The organism is Hydrogenophaga sp. NFH-34 (assembly GCF_021401345.1).
Lineage (GTDB): Bacteria > Pseudomonadota > Gammaproteobacteria > Burkholderiales > Burkholderiaceae_C > Hydrogenophaga > Hydrogenophaga electricum.
The window spans coordinates 86,200-105,340 of the sequence record NZ_JACBGE010000003.1 but is presented as its reverse complement, the minus strand read 5'-3'; the positions used below and the strand labels follow the sequence as shown (position 1 = coordinate 105,340).

General features: G+C 67.3%; 19 protein-coding genes. 8 read left to right on the top strand and 11 right to left on the bottom strand.

The window, feature by feature from the left end; genetic code table 11:
• The first annotated feature begins 20 nt into the window (after positions 1-20).
• Complete coding sequence (gene ettA, locus L0977_RS03930; RefSeq protein WP_234263429.1) at positions 21-1,685, top strand: energy-dependent translational throttle protein EttA; 1,665 nt, start codon at positions 21-23, stop codon at positions 1,683-1,685.
• 6 nt (positions 1,686-1,691) lie between these two features.
• Here the strand turns inward: ettA and L0977_RS03925 are convergent, their stop codons facing one another.
• Positions 1,692-2,375 carry a sigma factor gene (locus tag L0977_RS03925; RefSeq protein WP_234263428.1) on the bottom strand — a complete coding sequence of 228 codons (684 nt, stop codon included), beginning with the start codon at positions 2,373-2,375 and terminating at the stop codon, positions 1,692-1,694.
• A gap of 27 nt (positions 2,376-2,402) precedes the next feature.
• Here L0977_RS03925 and L0977_RS03920 point away from each other — a divergent pair, with 27 nt between their 5' ends.
• Both L0977_RS03920 and L0977_RS03915 read left to right on the top strand, forming a co-directional pair.
• Positions 2,403-2,957 carry a DUF1415 domain-containing protein gene (locus tag L0977_RS03920; RefSeq protein WP_234263427.1) on the top strand — a complete coding sequence of 185 codons (555 nt, stop codon included), beginning with the start codon at positions 2,403-2,405 and terminating at the stop codon, positions 2,955-2,957.
• A 120-nt stretch (positions 2,958-3,077) separates the two neighbouring features.
• Positions 3,078-5,165 carry a DUF1631 family protein gene (locus L0977_RS03915; RefSeq protein ID WP_234263426.1) on the top strand — a complete coding sequence of 696 codons (2,088 nt, stop codon included), beginning with the start codon at positions 3,078-3,080 and terminating at the stop codon, positions 5,163-5,165.
• Between the two features lie 14 nt (positions 5,166-5,179).
• On the opposite strand, the gene L0977_RS03910 is transcribed toward L0977_RS03915, so the two are convergent.
• The 4 genes from L0977_RS03910 to L0977_RS03895 all read right to left on the bottom strand — a co-directional run bounded on the left by L0977_RS03910 (position 5,180) and on the right by L0977_RS03895 (position 9,111).
• Entirely contained in the window at positions 5,180-6,508 is a 1,329-nt protein-coding gene (locus L0977_RS03910) for a TAXI family TRAP transporter solute-binding subunit (protein WP_234263425.1), read from the bottom strand.
• 69 nt (positions 6,509-6,577) lie between these two features.
• Positions 6,578-8,158, bottom strand: coding sequence for a methyl-accepting chemotaxis protein (locus L0977_RS03905; protein ID WP_234263423.1), 1,581 nt, complete (start codon positions 8,156-8,158; stop codon positions 6,578-6,580).
• A 133-nt stretch (positions 8,159-8,291) separates the two neighbouring features.
• Complete coding sequence (locus L0977_RS03900; RefSeq protein ID WP_234263422.1) at positions 8,292-8,768, bottom strand: DUF411 domain-containing protein; 477 nt, start codon at positions 8,766-8,768, stop codon at positions 8,292-8,294.
• Between the two features lie 43 nt (positions 8,769-8,811).
• Positions 8,812-9,111 carry a hypothetical protein gene (locus tag L0977_RS03895; RefSeq protein WP_234263420.1) on the bottom strand — a complete coding sequence of 100 codons (300 nt, stop codon included), beginning with the start codon at positions 9,109-9,111 and terminating at the stop codon, positions 8,812-8,814.
• A gap of 167 nt (positions 9,112-9,278) precedes the next feature.
• On the opposite strand from L0977_RS03895, the gene L0977_RS03890 reads away from it, so the two are divergent.
• Together L0977_RS03890 and L0977_RS03885 are read left to right on the top strand one after the other, a co-directional pair.
• Positions 9,279-10,973, top strand: a complete 1,695-nt coding sequence (locus tag L0977_RS03890; protein ID WP_234263635.1) for a long-chain fatty acid--CoA ligase — start codon at positions 9,279-9,281, stop codon at positions 10,971-10,973.
• A 57-nt stretch (positions 10,974-11,030) separates the two neighbouring features.
• Positions 11,031-11,300, top strand: a complete 270-nt coding sequence (locus L0977_RS03885) for a hypothetical protein (RefSeq protein WP_234263419.1) — start codon at positions 11,031-11,033, stop codon at positions 11,298-11,300.
• Between the two features lie 7 nt (positions 11,301-11,307).
• Here L0977_RS03885 and L0977_RS03880 read toward each other — a convergent pair whose 3' ends face one another.
• A complete protein-coding gene (locus L0977_RS03880) occupies positions 11,308-12,189 on the bottom strand; it encodes a DUF2189 domain-containing protein (protein WP_234263417.1) in 882 nt (293 codons plus the stop codon).
• 88 nt (positions 12,190-12,277) lie between these two features.
• A complete protein-coding gene (locus L0977_RS03875) occupies positions 12,278-12,721 on the bottom strand; it encodes a bacteriohemerythrin (RefSeq protein ID WP_234263415.1) in 444 nt (147 codons plus the stop codon).
• Between the two features lie 144 nt (positions 12,722-12,865).
• On the opposite strand from L0977_RS03875, the gene L0977_RS03870 reads away from it, so the two are divergent.
• Positions 12,866-13,609, top strand: coding sequence for a 2OG-Fe dioxygenase family protein (locus tag L0977_RS03870; protein ID WP_234263413.1), 744 nt, complete (start codon positions 12,866-12,868; stop codon positions 13,607-13,609).
• Positions 13,610-13,654: 45 nt separating this feature from the next.
• On the opposite strand, the gene L0977_RS03865 is transcribed toward L0977_RS03870, so the two are convergent.
• The 4 genes from L0977_RS03865 to L0977_RS03850 form a co-directional block, all read right to left on the bottom strand.
• Complete coding sequence (locus L0977_RS03865; protein WP_234263412.1) at positions 13,655-13,930, bottom strand: DUF1232 domain-containing protein; 276 nt, start codon at positions 13,928-13,930, stop codon at positions 13,655-13,657.
• A gap of 155 nt (positions 13,931-14,085) precedes the next feature.
• Positions 14,086-15,270: a beta-ketothiolase BktB gene (bktB, locus tag L0977_RS03860; protein WP_234263410.1), complete on the bottom strand. Its 1,185-nt coding sequence runs from the start codon at positions 15,268-15,270 to the stop codon at positions 14,086-14,088.
• Between the two features lie 88 nt (positions 15,271-15,358).
• Positions 15,359-16,108, bottom strand: coding sequence for a FadR/GntR family transcriptional regulator (locus L0977_RS03855; RefSeq protein ID WP_234263408.1), 750 nt, complete (start codon positions 16,106-16,108; stop codon positions 15,359-15,361).
• Complete coding sequence (locus L0977_RS03850; protein ID WP_234263406.1) at positions 16,105-17,046, bottom strand: NAD(P)-dependent oxidoreductase; 942 nt, start codon at positions 17,044-17,046, stop codon at positions 16,105-16,107. Before L0977_RS03850 ends, L0977_RS03855 begins: the two co-directional genes overlap by 4 nt.
• 63 nt (positions 17,047-17,109) lie before the next feature.
• Between L0977_RS03850 and L0977_RS03845 the strand changes: the two genes are divergently transcribed.
• Together L0977_RS03845 and denD are read left to right on the top strand one after the other, a co-directional pair.
• Positions 17,110-17,895: an HpcH/HpaI aldolase family protein gene (locus L0977_RS03845; protein ID WP_234263405.1), complete on the top strand. Its 786-nt coding sequence runs from the start codon at positions 17,110-17,112 to the stop codon at positions 17,893-17,895.
• A gap of 222 nt (positions 17,896-18,117) precedes the next feature.
• Complete coding sequence (gene denD, locus L0977_RS03840; RefSeq protein ID WP_234263403.1) at positions 18,118-19,110, top strand: D-erythronate dehydrogenase; 993 nt, start codon at positions 18,118-18,120, stop codon at positions 19,108-19,110.
• Positions 19,111-19,141 lie beyond the last annotated feature (31 nt).

Genomic DNA, 19,141 nt, shown 5'->3' with positions numbered 1-19,141 from the left:
ATTTCTCTTCTCAGACCGCCATGGCCCAATACGTCTTTTCCATGAACCGCGTCTCCAAGACCGTGCCGCCCAAGCGGCAGATCTTGAAAGACATTTCGCTCAGCTTCTTCCCTGGCGCCAAGATCGGCGTGCTCGGCCTCAACGGTTCGGGCAAGTCCACGCTGCTCAAGATCATGGCCGGCGTGGACAAGGAGATCGAGGGCGAAGCCATTCCGATGCCGGGCATCCAGATCGGTTACCTGCCGCAGGAGCCCCAACTCGACCCCGAGCAGACCGTGCGCCAGGCGGTGGAAGAGGGCATCGGCGGTGCGCTCAAGGCCAAGGCCCGCCTGGAAGAGGTGTACGCTGCCTATGCCGAAGAAGACGCCGACTTCGACGCGCTGGCCGCTGAACAGGCCGAGCTGGAGGCCATCATCGCGGCCAGCGGTTCCGAGAATTCGGACCTGCAGCTGGAGCTGGCCGCCGATGCGCTGAACCTGCCGCCCTGGGACGCGATGATCAAGAACCTGTCCGGGGGTGAAAAACGCCGCGTGGCCTTGTGCCGCCTGCTGCTGAGCAAGCCCGACATGCTGCTGCTCGACGAGCCGACCAACCACTTGGACGCCGAGTCCGTGCACTGGCTGGAGCAGTTCCTGCAGCGTTTCCCCGGCACCGTGGTGGCCATCACCCACGACCGCTACTTCCTGGACAACGCCGCCGAGTGGATTCTCGAACTCGACCGCGGCCACGGCATTCCCTGGAAGGGCAACTATTCGGAGTGGCTGGACCAGAAGGGCAAGCGCCTGGACCAGGAACAGAAGGCCGAAGACGCCCACCGCAAGGCCATGAAGGAAGAACTGGAATGGGTGCGCAAGAACGCCAAGGGCCGCCAGGCCAAGAGCAAGGCGCGTCTGGCCCGCTTCGAGGAACTGAGCGACGTCGAATACCAGAAGCGCAACGAGACCAGCGAAATCTTCATCCCCGTGGCCGAGCGCCTGGGGGCGCAGGTCATCGAGTTCAACGGCGTCACCAAATCCTTCGGCGACCGTGTGCTGATCGAAAACCTGAGCTTCAAGCTGCCGGCCGGTGCCATCGTCGGCATCATCGGCCCCAACGGCGCGGGCAAGTCCACGCTGTTCCGCATGATCCAGGGCGTGGAAAAGCCCGACGCGGGCGAGATCGTCATCGGCCAGACGGCCAAGCTGGCGTTTGTCGACCAGAGCCGCGAATCGCTGGAAGGCGACAAGAGCGTGTGGGAAGACGTCTCGGGCGGCCTGGACAACATCACCGTGGGCAAGTTCGTCATGCCCAGCCGCGCCTACATCGGCCGCTTCAACTTCAAGGGCAACGACCAGCAGAAGCTGGTCAAAAACCTCTCGGGCGGTGAACGCGGCCGCCTCCACCTGGCCAAGACCCTGGCCCAGGGTGGCAACGTGCTGATGCTCGACGAACCCTCGAACGACCTCGACGTCGAAACCCTGCGCGCGCTGGAAGAGGCGCTGCTGGAATTCGCCGGTTCGGCCATGGTGATTTCCCACGACCGCTGGTTCCTCGACCGCATCTGCACCCACATCCTGGCCTACGAGGGTGATAGTCAGTGGTACTTCTACGACGGCAACTTCACCGAGTACGAAGCCGACAAGAAGAAGCGCCTGGGTGAAGAAGGCGCGCGGCCCAAGCGCGCGCGCTTCAAGTCGTTGAAGTAACCGGCCTCAGCAGGCGACCGGCTGACGCGGGTCCGCCTCTTCCAGTGCCAGCGGCCAGGCCTGTCGCACCCTGCGGGGCACCGCCCGGGCGGTCACCGGCGACGCCAGGATGGCGTACAAGGGCGCCGGACTGTGCGTCTGCAAGGCCCGCAGGCACAGGGCATGGAGCGCGTCGGCGGTGGCACGCTCACCGGGCTCGTGCTTGCCAGGGACCGCTCGCAGGCGCGCCAGGGACCGGTGCACCGACTGCCGGCAAGCCGCCTCGTTTTTGCCGGTGCGTGCCGCGATGGCGGCATGGCTTTCGCCGAACACTTCCCGCAGCAGCAGGGGGCGGCGGCTGCCTGGTGTGCGTTCGGCCAGTTGCTGTGCCGACGGCGCCAGATCGGGCATGGCGGCGGCCACGGGCTGTCCGGTGTCGCGCTGGCGCTTGCGCGGGGTGTCGATGGCCACGTGCCTCAAGACGGCGGTGAGCCAGGCCAGCGGCACCTCGAGCTGGGCTGGCGCCGAGGTGAGGGCGCGCAGATAGGCTTCGTGCACCGCGTCTTCGGCGTCCGCCGGATGGCCCAGCAAGCCGCGGGCTATGTTCAGCAGGTGGCGGTGATCGTCTGCCGAGAGAGCGGCAGGGGCGGCCAACTGGTGTCGAGCATCATCGAGCGCCGCTCGGACCTCCGGCACGATGGGCAGTAACATTGCCTGCCCCATTTGTTGACTGGCCCCATGACCGCACCCGATGACACCCTTGTGATGGAAAACACCTGCCGCTGGATCGAAAAAGCGGTGATCGGGCTCAACCTGTGTCCGTTCGCGCGGTCGGTGTACGTGAAGAACCAGGTGCGCATCGTGGTCAGCCACGCGCGGCACCTGGATGCGTTTCTGGACGACCTCGACCGCGAGCTGGACTTGCTGGCTCACACGCCGGCCGAAGAGGTGGACACCACGCTGCTGGTGCACCCCACGCTGTTCCCGGACTTTTTCGTCTTCAACGACTTCCTGAACGTGGTCGACGATGTGGTGGCCGAGCACGAGCTGGAAGGGGTGATCCAGGTCGCGAGCTTTCACCCGGCGTTCCAGTTCGAGGATGCGGCCGCCGACGACATCGGCAACTTCACCAACCGCTCGCCCTATCCGACCTTGCACCTGTTGCGCGAAGACAGTGTGGAGCGCGCCGTGGCGTCCGAAGGAGGCGATGCCGATCAGATCGTGGCACGCAACCTGCGGACCTTGCAGACGCTGGGAGCGCCTGGCTGGGAGGCCTTGTTGGCCCGGGATTGAGCACCGAGCCTGCCCAAGGCGGCTCAAACTGCCAACTATTTGGTGATTTGTGGCAGTCTGGAGACGATTTTTGGTAAGAGTGTGAGAAGCTTCATGGTTTTGTGCTTGCCGCCATAGACCATGACCGCCTTGTCGCCCATTTACCAGAAGAGCCTCAACGAGGCGCTGGTGCTGGCGCGCGACTGGATTCCCGCCTGGCTGATGCAGTTGTATGCCGCGCTGGAGCAGCGGGAAGCGGCAACCGTTTCGCCTCTGGAGAAACAGCTGCTCGGTCAGTCCCGGCGGGCGCTGCAGCAGCACCGGGACATGGTCGCCACCCGTTTCCTGGAAGCCCTGGGGCGGGCACTGAGCGGCGAGCTGACCCCCCAATCCCTGCAGGGGCCGAGGAGTCTGCAGGCGCTCAGCTTCGACGAACTGGAGCTGATGGACGACCGGCAGGTCAACGACACGGTGGAACTGGCACGGGTGCAGCAACTTGTGCGCATGTCGGCCGACGAGGCGCTGGTCGCCCTGAGCGCCCGCCTGAGCGCGGCCCAGGGCCTGTCGGTCATCCGGCACGAGGCCAACCCCCTGCGGCCGGACGTGGTGGTGGCCGCGCTGATGCAGGCGTTGCGCACGATGCATCTCGACGAAGCGGTGCGCACGCGCTGGCTGCATGCCGGCGCGGTGTCGCTGGGGGAGCAGCTGCAGGCCTACTACCAGGAACTCTCGCGCCGGCTGGACCGCTGGGGCATCGAGCCCGCGAGTTACGCGGTCGTTCAGTCACCCGCGGCGAAGGCGGGTGTGGCGCGCGCCGCAGGCGTGTCGGCGAGCCCGCGCGCCGAGAGCGTGACGACGGCGGCCGTGCCGGGGCAGGCGCCGGTGCTGACCCTGGACCACCTGCACCAGTTGCTGGTGGGGAATCTGGAGCACCCAGACGCTGCGGGTGAAACCGGCAACGCCATGACGCGCACGCTCGCGGCCGAGGTGGTGTCGCAGCTGTTGCGCCGCATTGCCGATGACCACCGCCTGCTGCCACCGGTGCGCGAAATGATCGAGCGCCTGAAACCCGCCTTGCTGGAGTTGGCCCGCACCGATCCGCGGTTCTTTGCCGACCGCCAGAATCCGGCCCGGCGCCTGCTGGACCTGATCACCGCGCGGGGCCTGGCGTTCACCAGCGACCAGGATTCGACCTTCGCACCGTTTGCGCTGTCGGTCATGGCGGTGGTGCAGGGCCTGGAGGCGCCGGGAACGCAGCTGTCGCAGCGGTTTGCCCAGCAACTGCAGCAGCTGGAACAGGCGCTGGCTGCCGACGCAGGCAGCCGGGGGCGGGCCGTGCAATCGCTCGTGCGTGCCGAGCAACGCAACCTCATGGCGAAACGGGTGGCCCACGAAATCGAGGGGCGCAACGATTTCGCCCGCGCACCCGGGGTGGTGCGCCGTTTTCTGCAGGGCCCCTGGGCGCAGGTGGTGGCGCAGGCCCGTCTTGATGCCGAGATCGCCGGCGGTGCCTCGCCCCGGGGCGCCGCAGCGCAGCGCTACATGGACATCCTGCCCGATCTGCTGTGGTCGGCGCAGATCGTCCAGGCCAGCCGCAACCGGCCCCGCCTGATCAAGCTGATACCGGCGCTGCTGAAAACCTTGCGCGAGGGGCTGGAGAGCATCGACTACCCGCGGACGCAGTCCGAGGGGTTCTTCCAGGCGCTGATGGGACTGCACGAAGCGGCCTACAAGGCGGTGCCGACCGAGGCGGGCGACTCGATACAGAGCCGGCATTCCCACTCGGGCTATCCGGATGAAGCCTCCGCCTGGCTGCAGCCGGCCGAGGCCCGCGACACGGGGTTCATCGACGATCTGACCATCGAGACGCAGCCGGATTTCCTTGAAACCGAGCCCATGCCCATGCCGCGCGACCTGGCCGACGTCAAGGCCGATCAGGCGCGCGAACAAGGGCAGGTGCCACTGTCCGTGGGCGCCTGGGTCGATCTGCTGGACGGGGACCGCGTGGTGCGCTGCCAACTGACCTGGGCTTCGCCCCACGCCACGATGTTCCTGTTCCACGCGGTGGATGGGCGCACCATTTCCCTGACCCGGCGCGGCCTGGACCGCCTGCTGGCGTCCAGCCGCCTGCACGTGGTGGCCGACCACGGGGTGGTCGACGACGCACTGGACAACGTGGCGCGCCAGGCGGCGATCAATTCGGGGCAGTCGCGCAGCGGCCCGCACTGAGGCCGCGGCCTGCCTCAGGCCGGCGCCTGCTGCCGCAGCTTCTGACGCACCAGCTGGATGTTGTTGCGCAGCGCGTACAGCTCGTCGGCGTATGACAGGGGCACCACGATCTTGCCCACCCGCGCTTCCATTTCGGCCAGTTGTTCGAGCAAGGTGTCGGGTGCCGTTTCGCCTTCTTCGTGGCGCTGTTCGATGTCGCGCAGCTCGGCATACCAGCGGAACACCCGCGAGCGGATGCGGAAGGTGTAGAGCGGCGGCACGATGCGCGAGAGCGGTAGCGCCAGCGCGATGATCAGGCCCATGGCCACCCACATGCGTTCCACCAGATTGGCCAGCCAGAACGGCAGGTAACGCTGCAGGAACGGCGGGCCGTTGCGGATGGCGCGGACGGCCTCGGGCGAGAGCGGCACCTCGCTGTGTTCGAGGTTGGGGTACTCGCGGGCGCGGTTGAACCAGCTGCCCCCGCCATGCAGCGTGGTGGCGGTCTGCGCAAACAGTTGCAGGATCGCCGGGTGGGTGCGGGCCCCGGCCAGCAGGCTGGTGGTCGAGGCCACCAGGTGCATGTCCTGCGCCGGGATGTCTTTGGCCAGATCCACCACGCCCTGCGGCATGACCACGGGCGTCAGATAACCGAAGCGCCGGGCATAGGCTTCGCTCTGCGCGAAGTTGAGCAGCCGCACGCCCGGCGTCTGCAGCAGCATCTGCACCATGAGCGATTCGGGGGCCGAGGCGAACACCAGCGCGTCGATGCGCGCGTCCAGAAAGGCCACGGTGGCGGGGGTCTGCTCCAGCTGGCTGAGGGTCAGGTCGCTGCGGTTGATGCGGTTGACGTCCAGCAGCGTGCTGAACAGCCGGGGCACGCCGCTGCCCGGGGTGCCCACATTGACATGCCAGCCGCGCAGTTCGGACAGGTGGTCGATGGTGTCGGCGCCGTGCAGGCGCCGCGCGGCCTCTTCGCGGTAGAACAGCCACAGGGGTTCGACAAACAGGCTGCCCAGCGAAACGATGGATTCTTCGTCGTCATAGCCGATGTCGGCGCTGCCGCCCTGCACGAACCCGATGTCGGCCTTGCCGCTGCGGATCAGCTCCAGGTTGGCCGAGGAGCCCTCCGAGGGCATCAGCTGCACGTCGATGCCATAGCGCGCCAGCGCGTCGGCGTAGCGTTTGCCGAAAGCCTCGTACGCGCTTTGCTCCGGGCCGGTGGCCAGGATCACGCGCTTGGGCGGGTTGGGGTCCAGCCACGCATAGGCCAGAGCAAGCAGGGCCACCGTCAGCAGCGCGAACGGGCCGATCGAGATCAGCAGATCGCGCAGCGACAGCAGCGTGTAGCGGATGTGGGGCATGCGCGGACATTAGCACGCCCGCCTGTACCGGGCATGAACGGCCGGGTGGCGGCTTTGTGTCGGCTTGTGTCAGGCGCTGGCCCGGCGGGTTTCGAGTTTGAAGATGCCGACCGAAGCCTCCAGGTCGCTTGCCCGCTGCTGCAGCGAGCTGGCGGCAGCGGCCAGTTCTTCGACCATGGCCGAGTTTTGCTGGGTCAGGCCGTCCATTTGGCTCACCGCATGGTTGATCTGGGCGATGCCCTGCGCCTGCTCGTGGCTGGCATGGGTGATCTCGGCGATCCGCTGCTGCACCTGTTCAACCGCTCGCATCAGGCCGCCCATGGTCTGGCCGGCGCTGTCGACCTGGACCCGACCGCGTGCGACCTGGTCGGTCGACGTGTCGATCAGCGTCTTGATTTCCTTGGCCGCCGTCAGGGTGCGCTGAGCGAGCTGGCGGACTTCGTTGGCCACGACGGCAAAGCCGCGCCCCTGCTCGCCGGCGCGCGCGGCCTCGACCGCCGCATTGAGCGCCAGGATGTTGGTCTGGAACGAGATGCCGTCGATCACCTGGATGATTTCCCCGATGCGATGCGACGAGCGGCTGATGTCGTGCATGGTGTCGATGACTTCGCTCACCGCCTGGTTCGAGCGGTGGGCCACGTCGGTGGCCTGGCTGGCCAAGCGCGCGGCCTCGCCCGCGGAGACCGTGCTTTGCTGCACCGTGCTGTTCATCTCGTCCATGGACGCGGCGGTCTGCTCCAGGCTGGATGCCTGTGTTTCCGTGCGGGCCGAAAGATCGTGGTTGCCGGCGGCGATCTCGCTGGAGGCGAGCTGCATGCCTTCGACCTCCGTGCGCACATCCGACACCACGGCCTGGAGGTTCACATTCAGCTGGTTCAGCGCGCGTGTCAGCTCGCCGAGCTCGCCGGTGTGCCGCTGCTCCAGGCGCACGGTCAGGTCACCGGCGGCCATGCGGTTGGCGAAGGACACGGAGGCCTGCATCGGTTTGATCAGCAGGTGGCGCATGAATGCCGCGGCCATGACCGCCACGACGACCGTCCCGGCCATCAGTGCGTGGCGGGTCGCTGGGCCGCGTCCCGCCGCCATCAGGCCCAGCCACTGGGCACCCAGGGCCAGCGCCACAGTCGTCGCGCTCAGTTGCTGGATCAGCGCCGCGCGGCGCCAGCGTTCCAGCCGGCCGCGCCAGCCCGTGTGAACAGGCTGGCCCCGGTGCAAGGCCAGGCGGGGTTTGCGGCGATCGGCTTCTGCATGCAGCCGCGCATAAAGGGCTTCGGCGGCCCTGATCTGGGCCTGCGTCGGTTTGGTGCGCACCGACATGTACCCCACGGGCTGACCGTTTTCGATCACGGGGGTGGCATTGGCCTGGACCCAGTAGAAATCACCGTTTTTGCGCCGGTTCTTCACCGCGGCCGACCAGGGGTGGCCGGATTTCAGGGAGTTCCACATGTCGCGGAAGGCCTCGGGCGGCATGTCCGGGTGGCGGATCAGGTTGTGCGGCTGCCCGATCAGCTCTTCCCGCGTGAAGCCACTGACCGCGATGAAAGCCGGGTTGCAGTAGGTGATGACCCCGCGAAGGTTGGTTGTGGATACCAGCGTGGCGCCGTCGGGAATCTCGAATTCCTGCGTGGTGACGGGTAGGTTCTGGCGCATCGTGTTCCTCCTGGGATTTCTGGATACCCGCCTGGGCATCCGGGTATACCCATGTGAGCATCGTCACATTTGCACCAAAATTGAGTTTCTGGCGGACGTGCGGTATCCGCCAGAGAGGACCGATCGGTACCAGTCAGCCGCCTGTCGCGCGCTGGCCTGGATAGCGCCGGTAGATCCGGCCGCTGCCATCGGCCTGGACCAACACCACGTCGTAGGCGTCCTGCCGGCCGCCGTAGACGGCGCCGTCCATGCCAGGGCTGCCGATCGGCATGCCGGGCACGGCCAGCCCGATCGCACGGGGTTGCTCGGCCAGCAGCGCATGGATGTCCCGCGCCGGGACATGCCCCTCGATCACATAGCCACCGACGCGGGCGGTGTGGCAGGAAGCAAATTGGGCCGGCATGCCCAGGCGTTGCCGCATCGCGGTGTTGCCAGTTTCGAACACCTGGGTCTCGAACCCCGATTGCTGCAGGTGGGCGATCCAGTCCTCGCAGCAGCCGCATTGCGGATCCTTCCAGACCTGGATGGTGGGCCGCTGCTTCGGGGTGGCGGCGCAGACCGGGGCGGAAAGGGCACTGGCGAGGGCCAGGAGAAAAGGGCGTCGCTGCATGGGGTGCTCCGTGGGTTTTGAAAGGGGGGGGCGGACGGGTCGATCACGCCCCGGTCAACTGGTTCCGCGCCTTGTCCAGCCACAGTTGCAGGTTGTCTGCCAGATCACGTTGGCTGAACGAGCAGCTTTCTTCGGTGAAAAGGGCACCGGCTTCCAGGCGGTCGAGCAAGTGTTGCAGCACCGTATCGAAGCGTGCCGGCAGAGCAGCGCGCAGCGCGGACGATGCACGGGCCTGGTCGGTAAAGGCGTGGACCGGCAGATCGCCGGCCTGCAGCCGCTGCAGTGCCTGTTCGAGTTGCTGCCAGTCGTGCAACGCGGGCGAGATGGGTGGAGCCGTTTTCATCGCCCTGAGCGTAGCAGTTGGGGCCGTTCTGCGGCCCGATACCTGAGGGTCGAGAACGGCCGTCCCGGTGGCGACAAGGGCAGTTGGCCCGCAGAGGCACCCGGTCTATGCTTGATCCGCCTTCGGGCCTTGCAGAAATACCTATTAAGGAGACATCGCTCATGGACATGCCGGTCCGCGCCCATCACCGCTTCTGGCCCCTGCGACTGCCGCACGCCATCGAAACCCCGGCCACCTCGCTCTGGTTCAACCTGGCGGTGAGCGCACAGCGCTACCCCGACAAGCCGGCGCTGGTGTTCTTTGACCGGCAGACCTCCTACCGCGAGCTGCACGACCAGGCCGAACGGCTGGCGGCCCACCTGCATGCCCGGGGGGTGCAGGCGGGCGATCGCGTGATCCTGTTCATGCAGAACTGCCCGCAGTGGATCGTGGCCTACTACGCCATCCTGCGGGCCAACGCGGTGGTCGTGCCGGTCAACCCCATGAACCGCGCCGAAGAACTCAAGCACTACATCACCGACCCCGATGCGCGGGTCGCCATCTGTGCGGCCGATCTGGCGGGCGACCTGCTCAAGGCCAGTGCCGATCTGCCACCGGTGCAGCAACTGACCCACATGGTGGTGGCGCACTACCACGATGCCATCGGGCCGCAGGCCGACATTCCCCCGGCCTGGGCCGAGTGGCTCGGGACACGGCACCCACTCCCGTCGTGGACGGGTGGCAGTGCGACCGACTGGGCCGAGGCGCTCGCCTGCACCGAGCCTGCGCCGGTGCACGATCGCCAGCCGTCCGACCTGTGCGTGCTGCCCTATACCAGCGGCACCACCGGCCTGCCCAAGGGCTGCATGCACACACACGCTTCGCTCATGCACAACGCGGTGGCCTGCCAGCTCTGGACCGGTGGGTCGGCGGCCAACGTGTCGCTGGTGGTGGTGCCCATGTTCCACATCACCGGCATGGTGGTGGGCATGCACTCGGGCATCTACACGGGGGCCACCCTGGTGCTGATGCCGCGTTGGGACCGCGAACTCGCCGGCCGGCTGATTTCGGCCTGGAAGGTCACACACTGGAGCAACATCCCGACGATGGTGATCGATCTGCTGGCCAGCCCGCGCTTTGACCAGTACGACCTGTCCAGCCTGGTTTTCATCGGCGGCGGCGGTGCGGCCATGCCGCAAGCCGTGGCCCAGCGCCTGCTGGAACAGTTCGGGCTGCGTTACGCCGAAGGCTATGGCCTGACCGAGACGGCTGCCCCCTCACACAACAACCCGCCCGATGCACCCAAGCAGCAGTGTCTGGGCGTCCCGTTCCTGAGTGTGGACGCGCGGGTGGTGGACCCGGACACCCTGCAGGAGATGCCCGTGGGTGAAGCCGGGGAGATCATCATCCGAGGCCCCTCCGTCTTCAGCGGCTACTGGAAGCGGCCCGATGCGACCGAAGCCGCCTTCATCGAATTCGGCGGTCAGCGCTATTTCCGTTCGGGCGATCTGGGGCGGGTGGACGAGGATGGCTACTTCTTCATCACCGACCGCCTCAAGCGCATGATCAACGCCAGCGGCTTCAAGGTCTGGCCGGCCGAGGTCGAAGCGCTGATGTTCCGGCATCCGGCGATTGCCGAGGCCTGTGTCATCGGCACGCGCGACGCCTACCGAGGCGAAAGCGTCAAGGCCGTGGTGGTGTTGCGCGACGCGGCGCGGGGGCAGGTGACCGAGCAGCAGATCATCGACTGGTGCCGCGAGAACATGGCGGTCTACAAGATGCCGCGCGTGGTGCAGTTTGTCGACGCGCTGCCCAAGAGTGGCAGCGGCAAGGTCATGTGGCGCCTGCTGCAGGAGCAGGAGCAGGAGCAGGAGCCGGCCTGAGGCCGTGGCCCATCGGCGACCGCGACGGACGCTCGCGCCGATGGCGACAATCGGGGCATGTCCGAGCTGATCATTGCCCTGCGCCGCTTCTGGCAGCCCCGCCACCCGCTGTTCTGGCTGGCGGTGACGCTGCAGTTGCTGTCGTCCTTCATGACGACGGCGCTCTACGTCCGGGACATCGAGGGGCCGCTGCGCTGGGTGCTGTCCGTGTGTGCTGTGATCAACACCCTCGCGAGCTGGTGGCTGTTCGCGCGGATCTGGCGCGAAGCCGCGCCGCCTGCGGCTGAGTCCGGCATGGTGGAGCCGGTCGAACGGCCACTGCGATAAGGGCGGGTTACCGCCCCGGTGCTGAGCTGGTGGCGCCCTCGGACGGCACGATATGGCGGTAGGCATGCCAGGTGGCATGCCCGATCACCGGGCCGACGATGATCAGGCCCAGGAACGCTGGCAGCATGGCCAGGCCGATGCTCAGCGTGACCAGGGCACCCCATTGCAGCATCACGCCCGGGTTCTGCAGGCAGGCCCGGATGCTGGTCAGGCCAGCCGACACCGCATCAACCTGCCGGTCCATGATCAGGGGAATGGAGATCACGCTGGTCACGAAGATCAGGCCGGCGAAAACAGCACCCACCACGGCGTAGGTGATCAGGAAACCGATGTTTTCCGGGTCGACCAGCATGGCCAGCAGATTGGCTTTTTCCGGCATCGTGTTGAAGCTCACCGCAAACACCACCAGCGCCGCGCGGCCCCAGAGCATTTCCAGGATCAGCAGCACCCCCGCGAAAATGGCCATGGTGCCCTTGGTGGGCCGCCAGGCGGCGAGCGATGCCCGCAGCGATGGCCGGCGGTCGTGCGTCTGCATGGCCTTGCTGGCGTCGTACAGGCCCAGGCACAGGAACGGGCCCATGAGCAGGAACCCAGCACTGAGGGCCAGCACGTACTCGGGTGCTTTCTGGAACACCGCCAGCAGCGCGTGGCCCATGGCAAAAAAACACAGGCCGTAGAAAAGTCCGATACGCGGGCAGCGGCGAAAGTCTTCCCAGCCCAGTTGCAGCCACCGCCAGGGGTCGCTGGCGCGCAACTCGGCCAGCTTCCAGTGGAACACCGAGTTTTCGTCGACGGTGGGGGGGGAAGCCGGGTCGCTGGCGGGCCCGGGGACGACGGTGTCAGGTTCGCGATCGGGCGCGCCCGGCACGGCGTGGATGGCATCGGCCATGGCAATCTCCTCTTGCAGGAGCAATATAGCCAGCGGCGGAGCCGGGTTTCACATGGTTTTCCCCATGCCGAGAGCGAGCAGATAGCGGTCAGGCGGCGTCGCGCCAGCCCGGGTCTTTCGCCGGCGAGGCCTGGTTGACTTTTGGGGGCTGGACGCGGCGCATGTGCAGCGCCAGGGCGGCGTCCAGCGACTGGGTGTGTTTGGCGAACCAGACAGCCAGTTCGCCCGCCATTTCGCGCACCGATGCATAGTCGGCAGCGCGGGCCAAAGCGGTGCCCTCCCGCAGCACGTTGAGCACCACACGGTGCTGCACGATGTGGTTGTCGGCGTTGGGGAAGCGGGTGCGGCGCATCCAGTCGTCTTCCATCTTGAAATGCGCGGTGGTGTGTTCGACCACGGCGCTCCAGGTATTGACCAGTTCATCATCCGGGGCCGCCTGGGCGCGCGCGAGCAGGTCCACGAACCCCCGGTGGACGGTGTCCATCGGTTCGTATTCCAGCAGCAGGGCATCGGTCCATTGCACGGTGTTCATGGCAGTCTTCTCTCGGTACGGCCCCAAGCTTGACAGCGGAGTGCTGTTGCGCTTTTGATCCAGCGCAGAAACTGCGTTCTGAAGGGCCGGTACCGGAGAGGACCCGGTCTGCGGGGGCGCGAAGCCGTCGGTACACTGCAACACATGCACGCCCAAGAGTTCCAGCCACCGTACACCCCGATCGCCTATGGCGTTACCACCCTTCGCCAGAATGGATATGCCTTGCTGCATGCTGCCGATGTCCAGGCGTGGCTGGCGGCGACCGCGGACGAACTGGGGGCGGTGCACGCGGGCTGGAACGCATTGCCGGCCGATGCCTATCTCAAGGATGGGGGGCGCTACCGCCGCCGCCGGCACAGTTCGTTTGTGGTCGAGGGCGAGCAGGTTCGGCTGGTGCCACACCGGGCGCACTGGCAGCCGCTGGAATACAACGCCTTGCACGGCGGCATGCAGCGCTGGTTTGAACCCATGCTGCCGCAGACGGTGGCGTTGCCGGTCTGGTCGCGCTTGCTCGCGCGTGTCGGTGAAACCGTGTCGGCCCTGCATGGTGAGCGCCCGTGGTTTGTCGAGGCGCACACCTTCCGCATCGACACCGCAGGGGGCATTGGCCGGCCCACCCCCGAAGGGGCCCATCGCGACGGGGTGGATCTGGTGGCGGTGTTCATGCTCGACCGCCATGCCATCAAGGGCGGCGAGAGCCGGGTGTTCGAGGCCAATGGTCCGGCCGGGCAGCGGTTCACCTTGAGGGAACCCTGGTCGCTGCTGTTGCTCGACGATGCCCGCGTGATCCACGAAACCACGCCGATCCAGCCCCTGTCGCCGGATGAACTGGGCTGGCGCGACACCCTGGTGCTGACCTACCGGCGCGACGGCTTCCAGGAAAGCTGACGCCGCGGTTCCGGGCTGGCCGGAGCGCCCGCTTCGGGTCTTGGATCAGGCTTCGGGGGTGCTTGCAGCGGGCGCGACGATGTGCGCGGGCAGGCGTCCCAGCAGCCAGCGCAGGGCCAGCGGCACCAGGACCAGATCGTCCACCACCCCGATGACGGGCAGCATGTCAGGCAGCAAGTCCAGGGGCGACAACAGGTAGAGCACGGCGAGCACCACGCCCCCTTTGAACCAGGTGGGTGTGTCGGGATGGCGCAGCGCGCGCCAGAGCCGCCGGGCGTCGGCGCGCAAGGTCATGCCGATCAGCATCGCTCGTTTCCACATGGCAGGGTCTCCGTGATGTCAACCAGAGGTGGACGGTAGACCGTCCCTGCGAGAAGGGGTTCCTTCGGTGGCCGGTGGGAGCCGGGCGGGCATGAAAAAACGCACAGCGCCTTTCGGGGCTGTGCGTTCGTTGTCGGGCCGCGAGGGCCCTGGCCTTACAGGCGCTCGAAGATCGCTGCGATGCCCTGGCCGCCGCCGATGCACATGGTCACCAGCGCATAGCGGCCTTGCACGCGCTGCAGCTCGTACAGGGCCTTCACGGTGATCAGCGCGCCAGTGGCCCCGATCGGGTGACCCAGCGAAATGCCCGAGCCGTTGGGGTTGACCTTGGCCGGGTCCAGGCCCAGTTCTTTGGTGACGGCGCAGGCCTGGGCGGCGAAGGCCTCGTTGGCCTCGATCACGTCCAGGTCGTTGACCGACAGGCCGGTCTTCTTGAGCACGGCCTGGGTGGCCGAGATCGGGCCCACACCCATGATCTTGGGGTCCAGGCCGGTGTGGGCATAGCCCACCAGACGGGCCAGCGGCTTGGCGCCACGCGCCTGGGCCACTTTCGAATCCATCAGCACCACGGCGGCGGCGGCGTCGTTGATGCCCGAGGCGTTGCCGGCGGTGACGGTGCCGTTTTCCTTCAGGAACACCGGTTTGAGTTTGGCCATGTCTTCCAGCTTGCAGCCGGGGCGGAAATGCTCGTCGGTCGCGTAGGCCACCTCACCCTTCTTGCTCTTGAGCATGACGGGCACGATCTGGTCCTTGAAGCGGCCTGCGGCAGTGGCGCGTTCGGCGCGGTTGTGGCTTTCCACGGCCAGCGCGTCCTGCATCTCGCGGGTGATGCCGTATTTGGCGGCGACGTTTTCGGCGGTCACACCCATGTGGATGTTGTGGAACGGGTCGTGCAGGGCGCCGATCATCATGTCCACCATCTTGGTGTCGCCCATGCGGGCGCCCCAGCGCATGTTGAGGCTGGCGAAGGGTGCACGGCTCATGCACTCGGCACCACCGCCGATGGCGATGTCGGCATCGCCCAGCTGGATGGTCTGGGCTGCCGACACGATGGCCTGCAGGCCCGAGCCGCACAGGCGGTTGACGTTGAAGGCGGGCGTGCCTTCGCCAACGCCGCCATTGATGGCGGCCACGCGCGAGAGGTACATGTCCTTCGGTTCGGTGTTGACCACGTGGCCGAACACCACATGGCCGATGTCCTTGCCGTCGGTCTGGGCGCGGGCCAGCGACTCGCGCACCACCAGGGCGCCCAGCTCGGTGGGGGGGATGTCCTTGAGGCTGCCTCCGAAGGTACCGATAGCGGTACGGACAGCGCTGACGACGACGACTTCACGGCTCATGGCGGGCTCCTTGGATCGGGATGGGGAAACACGGTCGTGCTGCAGTGCACAACCCACAATGGTAAACCGCCCCCGTTCCCCGGACGCGTCAACTGCGCGATAGCGGGCGCTCGGGGGGCGCTGTGCTGGCAGCCTCGGCGGCCGGCAGGCAGCGGTGCAGGCAATGGTCCATGTGTGCCTGGGCTGCTGCCTTGGCACCTTCTGCATCGCGCCGGAGCAGGGCTTCCATCATCGCGCGGTGTTCGGCCATGACTTCGTTCCGGTGCGTGCTCCAGGCATCGCCTTCGCGGGACGCCTGGATGGTGCCCCGGATGTGTTCCGAGAGGAAGTCCAGGAAGCTGGCGAACAGTTCGTTGCCGGAGGCCTCGGCGATGCGGCGGTGGAACAGCACATCGGAGCCCACGCTGTCGTGGCCGGCGGCGATGTCGGTCTCCATGGCGCGGTAGGCCTCGGCGATGGCTTGCAGCTGTGCGTCGGTGGCGCGCTGCGCCGCCAGGAAGGCGGCCTGGACCTCGACGCCTGTGCGCAGTTCGAACAGCTTTTGCGGGCCGGGTGCCGCCGACGGGGCGTGCGTGAGCCGGAAAGGCCGCGCCATGGTGGTCGGGCTGACAAAAGCCCCCGAGCCTTGCCGGGTCTGGATGAGCCCTTCGGATCTGAGCGAGGACAGCGCTTCGCGCACGACGATCAGGCTGACGCCGAAGTGCCGGGCCAGCTCCTGCCCGGTGGGCAGTTGCTGGCCGGGCTTGAGCGCGCCGCTGCGGATCTGGTCACCCAGCCGCTGGGCCAGGCGATCGGTCAGGGTCAGCTTGGCGAGATCGTCGACGGGAAGTTCGTTCATTGTGTGGTGGATGATGCCACGCCATTTTCCCGGTCGGCCACGTCGAGCAGGTGGGGGACAAAGGCGTCGCCCAGTCCCTGTTCGTTGGCCAGGGTGTAGGCCGACAGGGCCGCCTCGCTGATCCGCCGGTTCGCGCCGGCGGCCTGCGCCATGGCGCCGTGGTAGCGCATGTCCTTCAGCGCGTTGGCCAGCGAAAAACGGAACGACCGGTCGTTGCCTTCTTCCACGTAGGGCCGCAGGCGCTGGAAGGCGGTGCTGTTGGCGCCGCCAGAGGCGATCACGTCGCCCAGCACGGTGGTGTCCACGCCGGTCTTGCGGGCCAGCGAGAAGGCTTCGGTCAGCACCGCGGCGTTGGAGAGCACCACGAACTGGTGCAGGAGTTTGACGGTGTGGCCGGAGCCGGTGGGGCCGCAGTGATAGAGGTTGCGGGCCCAGCAGCGCATCAGCGGTTCGAGCGCAGCCAATGGCGCCGGATCGCCCCCCAGCAGCAGGTTGATCGAGCCCGTTTCGGCGTCGCTCGGGGTGCCGGTCATGGCCGCGTCGACGAAGCAGGCGCCATGGCCGGCCAGTGCGCCGGCGCAGCGCAAGGTCGTCTCGGGCAGCGAGGTGGACAGGTCCACCACGGCCAGGCCGGGACGGGCGGAGCGGTGGATGCCCTGGTCGCCGAGCACGATGTCTTCGACCTGGGGGGCGCCGGTCACGCAGATCACCACCACGTCGCTCTGGGCCGCCAGTTCTGCCGGTGTCTGGGCCGTTTGGGCGCCCTGGGCCAGCAGGTCGGCCATGGCGACGCGGTCCTGTTCGCGGTGCACGAGCAAGGTCAGCGGGTACTTTGCCTGGAAGGTCTGGCGCGCCAGGGCGCCGCCCATCAGGCCCAGGCCGATGAAACCGACGCGCGGCAGGGTGGGATGGTGGTCGGGCTTGTTTTCGGTGGTCATGGTGAAATTTAAAGCATGTAACATGGTTATAATAAGACTAATTCGAGCCCACGGAGACACTTCATGCTCAACCGACTCAAACAAAAACTGCTGGCGCGCCAGGCGGGGCTGCTCAATGGCTGGCTGGTGCTGGGCAGTCCGGCTGTGGCCGAGGTGATGTCCCGGCAGCCCTGGGATGCTTTGACGGTGGACATGCAGCACGGCCTGTCCGACTACGAAACGACCGTGGCCATGCTGCGGGCCATGAACGGCAGCGACGTGACGCCCATGGTGCGTGTGCCCTGGCTGGAGCCCGGCATCATCATGAAGATGCTGGACGCCGGGGCGCTGGGGCTGATCTGTCCCATGATCAACACCCGTGAGCAGTGCGAACAGTTCGTGGCGTGCTGCCGCTATGCACCGGCCGGTGCGCGCAGTTTCGGCCCGACCCGGGCCCCGCTGGCGCACGGTGCGGACTACTGGAAGCACGCCAACGAGCAGGTGCTCACCTTCGCGATGATCGAAACCGAGCAGGCGGTGAACGACATCGAATCGATCCTGTCGGTGCCCGGCCTGGACGGGGCCTACATCGGCCCGTCGGACCTGAGCCTCACACTGGGTCTCGACCCGCTGATCGACTTGTCGCACCCCCAACTGCTGGCCGCGATCGGGCGCATCCGCGAGGCGGCCGACGCCCTGGGTAAGTTCACCATCATGCATTGCTCACCAGTGGACTACGCGCTGAAGATGGCCGGTGGCGGCTTCTCCATGCGCACGGTGTCCAACGACGGGCGCCTGCTTGCACAGGCCGCGGCCGACCTGTTTCGCCAGGTCCGCGAGCCGTCGGCCAGCGGCAGCGCCGGCCACTGACGCCGGGCGACCACGTAATGGCTGCAACGCGCCGGGTGCTGGGCATCACCACCGACATGTTTGCGCGCGTCTCGAACCTGGGGCGCCTGGTGGTGCATTTTCAGACGCGTTTGCAAGGGCTGGCGCGTCGGGCTACGACGGCTTCGTCGGATGTGAATACCGCCCACCCGTCAGCAACGCTGTCGGGCCGAGGTGGTTGAGGAACTGAAAAGAGGGACAAGCATGAAGATACTGATCACGGGTGGTGCCGGCTTCCTGGGCACCCGCCTGGCCAACGCCTTGCTGGACCGCGGCGCCCTGGGTGGGCGGACCATCGAATCGCTGGTGCTGGCCGACCTGGTGGCGCCCCGCGACCCCCGCCTGCTCGGGGATGCCCGCGTGCGGGGTGTGAGCGGAGACCTGCTCGGGCAGATTCCGGCGCTGTTCGGGCAGCCGTTCGATGCGGTGTTTCATCTGGCGTCTGCCGTGTCCGCCGAGTGCGAGGCCGATTTCGAACTGGGTCTGCGGTCCAACCTCGACAGCACCCGCGCGCTGCTGGACGCTTGTCGCCGCCAGCGCACGGGTGGCGGGCCGGCACCGCTGTTCTTCTTTTCGAGCTCGGTGGCGGTCTATGGCTCCGATCCGGCGCTGCCGTTGCCGGTCGTGGTGGACGACCGCACCCTGCCGACGCCGCAGTCGAGCTATGGCGTGCACAAGTTCGTCTGTGAGCAACTGGTGGCCGACTACACCCGCAAGGGCTTCATTGACGGGCGCACCGCCCGCCTGATGACGGTGTCCGTGCGGCCGGGCAAGCCCAATGGCGCGGCGTCCAGCTTCCTCTCGGGCATCATCCGCGAGCCGCTGGCCGGGTTGGTATCGGTCTGCCCGGTGGCGCCCGAGACCCCGGTGGCGCTGGCCTCGCCCGACACCACGATCGCGGGCATCCTGGCTGTGGTCGAAGCCACGCGCGAGGCTTTCGGTGGCCGTACAGCCATCAACCTGCCGGCCCTGACCGTGACCGTGCAGCAGATGCTCGACGCGCTGGGCCGCGCTGCGGGTGCGGAGGCGGTGGCACGGGTACGTTTCGCGCCCGATGAGGCCATTGCCCTCATCGTCGGGGGCTGGCCCTCGCGTTTCGAGAGCGCGCGGGCCAAGCGCCTGGGCCTGCCCCGGGACGCCGATTTCGACGCGGTCATCGCGCAGTACCGCGAACAGGTGGCCCGCGCCGCGGTCTGACCGCGCCCGTTCCTTTCCCTTTCCGTTCCAC